This window comes from Fictibacillus sp. 26RED30, assembly GCF_015903845.1.
Classification (GTDB): domain Bacteria; phylum Bacillota; class Bacilli; order Bacillales; family Fictibacillaceae; genus Fictibacillus; species Fictibacillus phosphorivorans.
This window is the reverse complement of sequence record NZ_JACZDV010000009.1, coordinates 35,482-44,239: the sequence shown is the minus strand read 5'-3', so window position 1 is coordinate 44,239 and position 8,758 is coordinate 35,482. Positions and strand designations below refer to the sequence as shown.

9 protein-coding genes are annotated in these 8,758 nt (G+C 38.5%); all 9 read right to left on the bottom strand.

The window, feature by feature from the left end:
- Positions 1 to 226: 226 nt before the first annotated feature.
- The 9 genes from IHV11_RS20700 to IHV11_RS20660 all read right to left on the bottom strand — a co-directional run bounded on the left by IHV11_RS20700 (position 227) and on the right by IHV11_RS20660 (position 8,732).
- Complete coding sequence (locus tag IHV11_RS20700; protein ID WP_197196085.1) at positions 227 to 1,660, bottom strand: nicotinate phosphoribosyltransferase; 1,434 nt, start codon at positions 1,658 to 1,660, stop codon at positions 227 to 229.
- Positions 1,661 to 1,759: 99 nt separating this feature from the next.
- Positions 1,760 to 2,746, bottom strand: coding sequence for a hypothetical protein (locus IHV11_RS20695; protein WP_197196084.1), 987 nt, complete (start codon positions 2,744 to 2,746; stop codon positions 1,760 to 1,762).
- 11 nt (positions 2,747 to 2,757) lie between these two features.
- Positions 2,758 to 4,101 (bottom strand): VWA domain-containing protein, encoded by a 1,344-nt coding sequence (locus IHV11_RS20690; protein WP_197196083.1) that lies wholly within the window; start codon positions 4,099 to 4,101, stop codon positions 2,758 to 2,760.
- Positions 4,102 to 4,121: 20 nt separating this feature from the next.
- Positions 4,122 to 4,331: a hypothetical protein gene (locus IHV11_RS20685; RefSeq protein ID WP_197196082.1), complete on the bottom strand. Its 210-nt coding sequence runs from the start codon at positions 4,329 to 4,331 to the stop codon at positions 4,122 to 4,124.
- 21 nt (positions 4,332 to 4,352) lie between these two features.
- Positions 4,353 to 6,026 (bottom strand): transglutaminase domain-containing protein, encoded by a 1,674-nt coding sequence (locus IHV11_RS20680; protein WP_197196081.1) that lies wholly within the window; start codon positions 6,024 to 6,026, stop codon positions 4,353 to 4,355.
- 151 nt (positions 6,027 to 6,177) lie between these two features.
- On the bottom strand, positions 6,178 to 6,360 hold the full coding sequence (locus IHV11_RS20675) for a hypothetical protein (protein WP_197196080.1): 183 nt from the start codon (positions 6,358 to 6,360) through the stop codon (positions 6,178 to 6,180).
- A gap of 396 nt (positions 6,361 to 6,756) precedes the next feature.
- Positions 6,757 to 7,302 carry a hypothetical protein gene (locus tag IHV11_RS20670; protein WP_197196079.1) on the bottom strand — a complete coding sequence of 182 codons (546 nt, stop codon included), beginning with the start codon at positions 7,300 to 7,302 and terminating at the stop codon, positions 6,757 to 6,759.
- A gap of 53 nt (positions 7,303 to 7,355) precedes the next feature.
- The gene (locus IHV11_RS20665) at positions 7,356 to 7,859 is read right to left on the bottom strand and encodes a hypothetical protein (protein WP_197196078.1); all 504 of its coding nucleotides are present in this window, start codon (positions 7,857 to 7,859) and stop codon (positions 7,356 to 7,358) included.
- Between the two features lie 126 nt (positions 7,860 to 7,985).
- Positions 7,986 to 8,732: a prepilin peptidase gene (locus IHV11_RS20660; protein WP_197196077.1), complete on the bottom strand. Its 747-nt coding sequence runs from the start codon at positions 8,730 to 8,732 to the stop codon at positions 7,986 to 7,988.
- Between the last annotated feature and the right edge of the window lie 26 nt (positions 8,733 to 8,758).

The following is an 8,758-nucleotide window of genomic DNA, read 5'->3' as shown; positions in this document are numbered from 1 at the left end:
TTTTTCTTTATCGCGTCACTCTCTTAAAGCAGCGACAAAAACTATCTTACCACATATCTTCTTTCGAAGCAACAACTTTTTTTAAAAGTTTATGTTTGTTTTTGTCGAACGTTATGTAAGAAAAGCAACAACGTTTATTACTATATCAGCGATACGGCCGACCGTCAACGCTTTTTTAAAGATTTTATTAAAAAACCTCTTTTCATGTCGAAAAGAGGTTTGCTCGCTATAAAGAATACTTCTCTAAAAGGTCATTTTTCGTCTTCCATACTTGAACGGATAGATCAACAAAATATTCTTGTGGGTTCAATCTTCGTAAGTGCTGAGGCCAAAACAATCCAAGCTGCTCTTGATGATAGCGCCGGATTTCTTCTAGATTCGGAAGGTCATACACAAGCTTTCCTTCTATATAAACCGGCTGTAGCAGTTCTTCGGCAGTAAAGGAAGAAACCACTTTGCTTTTGTATGTGTGCACCGGATCGAAAAGTTTTAAATCTTTTTCAGGAAGTATCTCATCATCCATCGCTATGTAATCCGCTTCAGCTTTTCCTTTTGAATTAATAATGCGGTAGACCTTTTTATATCCAGGTGTTGTGATTTTCTCTACATTAGATGAAATTTTAATCGTGGGTACAAATTCTCCGTCTTCATATTTAGCTACAACTTTATAAACGCCTCCAAGCGCTGGTTGATCTGATGCCGTAATAAGCTGCGTCCCAATTCCCCAAGAAGTGATTGTTGCACCTTGTGCTTTTAAATCTGAGATCACATCGTCGTCCAAGTCGTTACTCGCTACGATTTCAACATCTGTGAGGCCCGCTTTATCTAACATTTTACGAGCTTGAATGGATAGGTACGCGAGATCACCGCTATCCAGACGAATACCTTTAAGTGATTTACCCGCCGCTTTCATCTTCAACCCAACTTCTATCGCGTTAGGAATTCCACTTTTTAATGTATTATACGTATCTACAAGTAGGACGCTTTGATTGGGCAGAACTTCCGCAAACCGTTCAAACGCTTCTTCTTCTGAATCATGATCTTGAACCCACGCGTGTGCATGCGTTCCTTTTGTCGGAATACCGAATAGTTTTCCGGCGCGCATGTTCGATGTGGCATCAAAGCCTGCAATGTATGCGGCACGTGCACCCCATATTGCGGCATCAGCTTCTTGGGCACGACGTGTTCCAAACTCCATCAATTGATCATCAGGAGTGACATAGCGAATGCGGGCTGCTTTCGTTGCTATCAAGGTTTGATAGTTCATGAAATTTAGAAGTGCTGTCTCTAACAAGTGTGCTTCAAACACACGGCACTTTATGCGAATTAACGGCTCATTCGGAAAAACAACCGTTCCTTCTTTTACCGAAAATAGCTCTCCCGAAAAGTTAAAGTTCTTTAACTCCTCTAAGAATGGTTCCTCATAGTGTTCTTCTTGTGTTCTTAAATAGTCGATATCTTCCTCTGTAAAATGAAGATGCTCCAAATAACGAATGATACGCTCAAGTCCCGCGAATACGGCATAACCGCTTTTAAATGGATTCTTTCGAAAGAACGCTTCAAATACGCGAATGTTGTTGTGCGTTCCGTTTTTCCAATGGGCGTACATCATATTAATTTGATACTTATCTGTATGTAATGCTAAATCTTCATAGCTCATGTATGAGTCCCGCCTTTCTCTCTCTACATTTTTCTCTATTTGTGTGGTTGTTAAACATAGTAAAAAGCCCGATAACCTAGAAGATCATCGGGCTACTACTTATTCTGAGATGGAAAGACGCTTTTCAATCTCTTTTACTCCATTTTGATCGACAGCGTAATCACCCATAAATTTCTCGCCATTTACGCCGTATACTTCTAAGTTTGATTTCCACTGATTATCCGCTGGACTAACACTCAGAACTACTTCGTATTCCTTAACATCCTTCAATTTGTTCATGCTTGAAGGTTTTTCAATGATTAATTTGTATGATCCGTCGGGATTAACATCAGTCACATCCGATAATCCTGAGACAATATAATTCGGAATATCCAAGCTCCCTTTCAATCTTGTACCCTCTAATAGATTTGACTTTCCTTCTATATAAAGATACTTATCATCTTTTTGAATGTCGGGTTCATCTAATCGAACTGCGGGAGAGCCGTAATCTTCAGGCTTGTCCCACTCAGGCTCCTTTATTTTAGCAGAAGCATTTGACTCATCTTGAGGAATTTCAAGGGTTAAAAGTGTGATGTTCTGCTGCATATCTGATTCTTCTTGCAACCTGACAAACGGACCTTTCAACTTTTCACCGTTTTCTCCATAGTGATCTTTGATTGGTTGATTGTCGGTACTAGGTTCAAATTTAACTTGCACTTTTAGTAACCCGTCAGAGTTTTTAGGGATTTTCATTTCAGTCTTGAATGTCCCATCCTCATTAACCTGAGTGTCACCACGTCCGCCAATAATCGTACCCTCTACACTATCTAGCCAGATAACTAGTCCAGACTCAGGCAAAAGGTTTGTTCGTCCCTTAAGAGTAACTAACTTCCCTTTACGATCTGCCTCTCCCTCAAACCAAACTTCGTAATCACCTTGGTCTTTAGGCGCTTTTACTTTTTTATCTGTGACCTTAACGGATTCTTTTTCACTTTTACTCTCTTGTTCTTGATTTTCTTTATTACCGCTTGTTGATTCGTTACTACTACACCCCGAAACCATTAAGGCAATGCTTGTAGTTATTAATAAAAGCTTTAATTTACTCAAGATTCAATCCCCTATTCTGCTCTGGCATCTTTCGCGTATTCATCAATGAGTTTTAGTACTCTGTCTGTTTCTTGATTCAATTCTTCTTGTCTAGCATCATGTTTTTGAGAGGCATATTCTTTAAGAGTTTTATTTCTTTCTGAAATGAGATCGTCTAACTTCTCCAATTCCTCTTTTGACAACTTTTCTTTTTTATATAATTCCATTTTCACGCTTCGTAGCAACCCAAATTCATCTATAAGGCTATCCAAAATCTTTGAATACACTTTTCTCATAGAATGACCCTTACCCGAACTACTCCAATTTACGCTTGATGAATCCATCGATGAACTCCAGTTGATACTGGCATCATGCATCGCCTTCGACCAGTTAGAATCGACTTCATCAAAAAGTTCTTTTTGGGATGAAACGGATTGGAACTCTCCACCACCCGCTTCGGCCACAGCTTTAAGCTGTTGCTGACCTTCATTATCTACATCAAAGCCTATGATATTTACTTCTGCCTTGATGTTCGATTCGTGTAACTTTTTCGCTGCTTCTACAGGATTTCCATCACATGTCTCAATTCCATCACTCACGATATAAATGACGTTATTTCCTTCTTTCCCTTGAAGGTCCTTTTCAGCTGCTTCAATGGAAGCTGCGAGAGGTGTCCAACCGGTTGGCTTGAATTTAGAGAGAGATTGTTGGAAAGTTCCTTCATTATACGAACCTAAAGGGTACATAACTTCCGTACTTTCACACGAAACCTTCTTGTCTTTATCAGCGTTACTTCCTTTATGTCCATAAACACGCAGCATGACGTTCGCGTCCTCAGGCAATCCACCTGCAAACTTCTTCAACGCTTCTTTCGCCGCCGTCATCTTATCCGTTCCAGAAACCTTTCCTGCCATACTACCACTTGCATCTAGAAGAATGGCAACATTCAGAGGACCTTCTTTCTTTTCCTCTCCATCTTCATTTTCTTCTTTATACTTTTCATACGCCTCTACTTCTTCAAACGTAATGTCAAAGTCCTCTAACTCCTGAAACCCCGGCTGATGATTGGCAGCAAACCCAGCAACAATTCGGTTATAGGCTTCCTCAGCCTTCATACCTTTAGGATAGTTCTTTGTGATTTTGTTAATCTCTTGATCAAGAGCATCACCTTCAAGATCTTTTACCTTCTCGTTATACTTACCTGCACCCTGTTTCACCATCTCTTCAGGATCAGTAGGCGCTTTTTCAACCGTCTCTTTTTTCGGTTCTTTTTTCTTTTCATCAGTATCCGATGCTGTTTTTTCGGTTGAGCATGCGGTTAATAAAAGAACAAATAATAGAATTAGAGACAACCTTACACTAAATGAACGATTCATTTTTCTCTCATTTTTCTTAATCACGATTTACTCAGCCCTTCTCTTTCTCTTATCTTCTGTATATGGTTATTCTTCATAGCTGGCAGTGCCAGGACCACCGGAATAATAAAGAACGGAAATGATTCTTCTCCTATAACAAAGAGAATCAAACTTAACGGCGCGACAAGCCCGTAGATTAATAGATATAGAAGGAAATAGACTCGTCTCCATCGCTTTTCTTTCTTAGACATATCGCACCTCATTTTCTTAAATTAAAACTCTATCTCTTTTTTCGTATGTGTTTTCTGAAAATCTGCTGGCTTCGGGTCAAAGTATTCCATCGTAAACTTTGGAACGAACTTGTTATCCTGCAGGTAACCTGATCCCCATGTTGGGTCCATCGTTAACCAGCGTCCGTCCACCTTCGTCTCCACCCACGCATGATTTTGCCCAGCAAACCCTGTTACCATTTGCGCTTCCATTCCACTTGCACGCAATAGAGCAATCGCTAAATATGCAAAGTCCTGACAAACGCCTTCTTTCTCGTCCAACGTTTTTAACGCACTGTCATCAAACTCAAACGTTCGATTGTTTAGCTTGTCTACGTCATAGCTCACGTTTTTTGCGACATACTCGTAAACTGCTAGTGCTTTTTCTTTATCAGTCTTCTTATTTTTTGTCAGTTGCTGAGCTAGATTCGTAATCTCAGTTGCATCCGACTGAATACCTCTAGATGGCAAGGTAAATCGTTGATCACTCGTGTTTGTATTCTCAACCGTGAATGAGGCTACCCCTTCAAAATACTGCATGTAGCCGTTTGTCATTGTAAAATCTGGTGCCATTAAAGACACTTCGTACCTCCCAGGTCCAAAACGGAGAAAAAACTCCCCCTCAAACTTATTGTTCTCAACAGGGATCGCGTACATCGCTTTTAGGTCGTCTTTCTCTGTCTGAACAAAAACGACATTCGTCTTGTTCGCATCTTTCCCTTTTGGGTCAATTCTTCCTTTAATGTTGTATGTCAGATCCGCTTTTTCACCGCCCACTTCTGGGGACTCAAGTTTGAAGCCTTTTTCCTCATAAGCAGAGGAATACTTCACAGGTTCAAAGGATTCATTGGATAAATTCTTTACATATAAGTGAGCCGCATCCGTAAAAAAGTCGGTCGATCCTTCTTTAGGCGTCATAATCTGTACCTCATGTACACCAGCACCATAATAAAGAGGGATTTTTTGAGCGAACTTTCCATCCTCAACCGGAACCATAATTTTAGTAGATTCACTTTCTTTCTTAAGCTCAACCATAAGCTGCTCCACACTGGAATCAGCAACGTCACCCGTAAGCTCGAAAGAACCATCTCTTTCCATATACCCATTTATGGAATTTTTTAACTTTAAATCGTATTGAAATGCGTTCTTTGTATAAGCAATATCCCTCTTAATTTTAGGGTTTACGTTCTCTACATCAAATGAGGCAATATCGTAATAGTAATCTTCTGCCTTATCGCTTGGTACGCTCACTTTGACAGAATAATTTCCCTTCCCATTAAACAACTGAACCTTTTGTTCAAACTTGCCTTCCTTTAAAGGAGCGTAATAACTGAACTCTCGACCGTTTGGCCCTTCTTGATTACTCCTCACCTTAATCCATACATGATCTGACTTGAAGCTGTTATACTTTTTCGCCTTACCTTTAATGAGTACCGTCGAGTTTGCCGTAAACTCTTTGTACTTAGGGCTAGATAACGTCGCTTCCACTTCTTCTGCGTAAGGAAGAAGTTCTAGTTTCTCTAATTTGTCCTTTTTATTTGCTTCCTCAGCGAGGGTTGTATACTTATCTTTTTTCGCTTCTTGTTCAGGTGTAGCAGAAGGGGATTGGTCTGTGATGCAGGCGGTTAGTGCCAGAAGCATGAATATCAGAAGAAAATTAGTTATTTTATTTCTCATTGAATAATCTCCTTTGTTTATTTTCAAAAGAAAAGAGATGGAGCTTCCATCTCACACGACATTATTATATTTTAAAAATTATTACGGACTTATTTTGAAGAAGTTCCCAGTAAAATCATTATTTGATCAACTATACATTTTGTTCTTTTTCTCAAATACTGTTTATATGATTTCTCTTCATCATAGGCAGACCTAAAGCTATACCCAACATCGCATACGGAAACCCTTCATTCCCACCTAACCACATGAAAAGATTATAAGGAACATAAATACCATAAATAAAGATGTACATCATCATATAGAAACGACGCCATTTCTTTTCACTTTTTGACATACAGATTCCCCCGGCCACAATTTATAATTACGTATTTATTTCTCGTCTTGTCTAATTTTTTTCTATGCCAAAACTATCACAGAATTTCCAGATGAGTCAACCTTCTAAAACCTTGCTATATAAAGGTTTATCACACTTATCCACAACCTTATTACTACCTTTCGCAATCTTCGACTTTTTACGACACCTCTCCTAGAAAACAGTACTAGTAATTTCTTCATTACTAATATCCTTAAATATCCATTTTTACAATTGTTTTTACCTCTAATATTTCAAATATAAACCTCTAGTCCACTAGATATGTGCTTTTAACTCATTTGAAGCAGATGAATTCACGTAGGTAAAAAGAATTAAATCACAAAAAAGCACCCAATCCATTTAGGTACTTTCAAAATTCTATTCACTTTTTTTAAAATTGCCTAGCCATCTCCACGAATAACTATAGTGCGTGGTATCATACAGCGTATTTTTAAGCTCTTTTTTCTCTCCCGGTTTTAAAGTAACGGCTTCCGTAACGTGTGTAAAAACTTTCTTTTCTTGTCTGTTCTTAACCGAAATCTCGATTTTCCCGTTATACGTATACTGCTTGTTAAAATTAGCTGCATAAATGTTATAAGATGCAGCCCCTCTGCCTTTTTCAGGAATAACGACAACCTCTAAGTTCTTAAAGGATTCATTGTTATGATCTCCTCTTTCCTGATATGTTTCCTCCAGTGTTTCAAAAGCTTGATTCTTCATATGATTATCCATGGTATCAACAATTTTAATAATGGCATTTATAAATAGTAAACATGTCGCAATACACCCGATCGCCCAATATACACCTGTTCTCGTTCTACCTAATTTTCTAAAATGATTGAATGAGCTAATGGCTAGAATAAGTCCAAATGCAAAAGCTCCTATGTTAAACCAAATCACACCACTCAAATAGTCATTATCCATTTTTGTCCTCACCTTTTTAAAACTTCAATTTAATTAAGTTCACCTTTCCACTCTCAGGAATATGAATCGTACAGACTTCTCCCATCAAAATGATCTATTTGTTTCTTTTCTCCTGGTTTTATAGTAATTTTTTTAGTTGTGTATTCCCCGTCAACTATTTTATTATTGATGATGGTTTTTATATAAACCTTTCCATGAAATGATACCTTTTTATTAAAATTAGCTACAAAAATATAATGAGTATCTAGGCCCTTGTTTCTATCAGTTTTAAGTGATAACTCCAGGTTAGCAAAAGATTCTTCTTCATTTCCTCTTTCTTCATTGTTTTTTTCCATTTCTGTATATGCAGCTTTTACTCTTTGCTCGTCTGAATAGTTCACGTACAGAATTACCCCATTAAAAAAAATCATAACTCCTATAAAGACAGCAGTTCCCCAGAGTTCAGCACGAATTTGACTAACTTTTTCTTTCTTCTTCTTTTTGTAATAAGCTATTCCAAATATTAATGCTAAAATGAACGCTAGTATATTCCAAAATATAATTAACCACACTTTCAACGATACCTCCTAACTTAATCCCCTTCTATATGTAACTGTAATCCTCATTAACCTTCAAACTAATCTAATTTTTATACCCTACTTACGCTCAACCCAAATCAAAGTTCCAACATAAAAAAGTTGAGGTCAAAAGATCAACCCCAACAACTCCTCACTATAATAAAACGTCACTAACGCGCCTGCCGCTAAGTACGGTCCGAACGGGATTGCCGTCTTACGGTTATATTTCTTCGTTACTAATCCTACGATTGCAACTAAAACGCCGACGATGGACGCGACCATCATTGTCAGATATGCTCCTTGGAACCCAAGTACGAGTCCTAATACGCCCATCAGCTTAATATCTCCACCACCAATTCCGCCTTTAGAGAGAACGGCTAACAATAACAAAAATAAAAATCCGAGCAAACTTCCTACGGCCGCATCTACCCAGCCTCTAGGTTCAAAGATTACTTGTAACGCTAAGAACCACACGAAAAATACGATCAGCACTTTGTCCGAGATGATAAAGTACAATAAGTCGGAAACGGTAATGATGGCGCATAATAAAACGAGTGAACAGGCTAACAACAATTCGATAGAGAACCCGTATTTTATGTATGAAAAACTATAAAGAGCACCTGTTGCGAGCTCCACCATCGTATATAAAAGGGGAATCCGCTTCTTACATGATTTACACTTTGCACCCGCAGCTAGAAACGAAACAACGGGAAACAGCTCGTACCATTTTAATTGCCTTTCGCAATGGTCACATTGTGAACGTTCTACCCCTACGATTTTCATTCCTTTTGGCAGACGATAGCCGATTACTCCGCCGAACGAGGCTAATACGGCTCCTACTACAAAAAACCAAACGCTCCACATTGCTTCCATTTCCCACTTCTCCCTTAATCTACATT

Bases quoted from the DNA above. Each gene is read 5' to 3' on its own strand.
- IHV11_RS20690 (WP_197196083.1), bottom strand. From the start codon at position 4,101: ATGAATCGTTCATTTAGTGTAAGGTTGTCTCTAATTCTATTATTTGTT.
- IHV11_RS20700 (WP_197196085.1), bottom strand. From the start codon at position 1,660: ATGAGCTATGAAGATTTAGCATTACATACAGATAAGTATCAAATTAAT.
- IHV11_RS20670 (WP_197196079.1), bottom strand. From the start codon at position 7,302: ATGGATAATGACTATTTGAGTGGTGTGATTTGGTTTAACATAGGAGCT.
- IHV11_RS20685 (WP_197196082.1), bottom strand. From the start codon at position 4,331: ATGTCTAAGAAAGAAAAGCGATGGAGACGAGTCTATTTCCTTCTATAT.
- IHV11_RS20680 (WP_197196081.1), bottom strand. From the start codon at position 6,026: ATGAGAAATAAAATAACTAATTTTCTTCTGATATTCATGCTTCTGGCA.
- IHV11_RS20660 (WP_197196077.1), bottom strand. From the start codon at position 8,732: ATGGAAGCAATGTGGAGCGTTTGGTTTTTTGTAGTAGGAGCCGTATTA.
- IHV11_RS20675 (WP_197196080.1), bottom strand. From the start codon at position 6,360: ATGTCAAAAAGTGAAAAGAAATGGCGTCGTTTCTATATGATGATGTAC.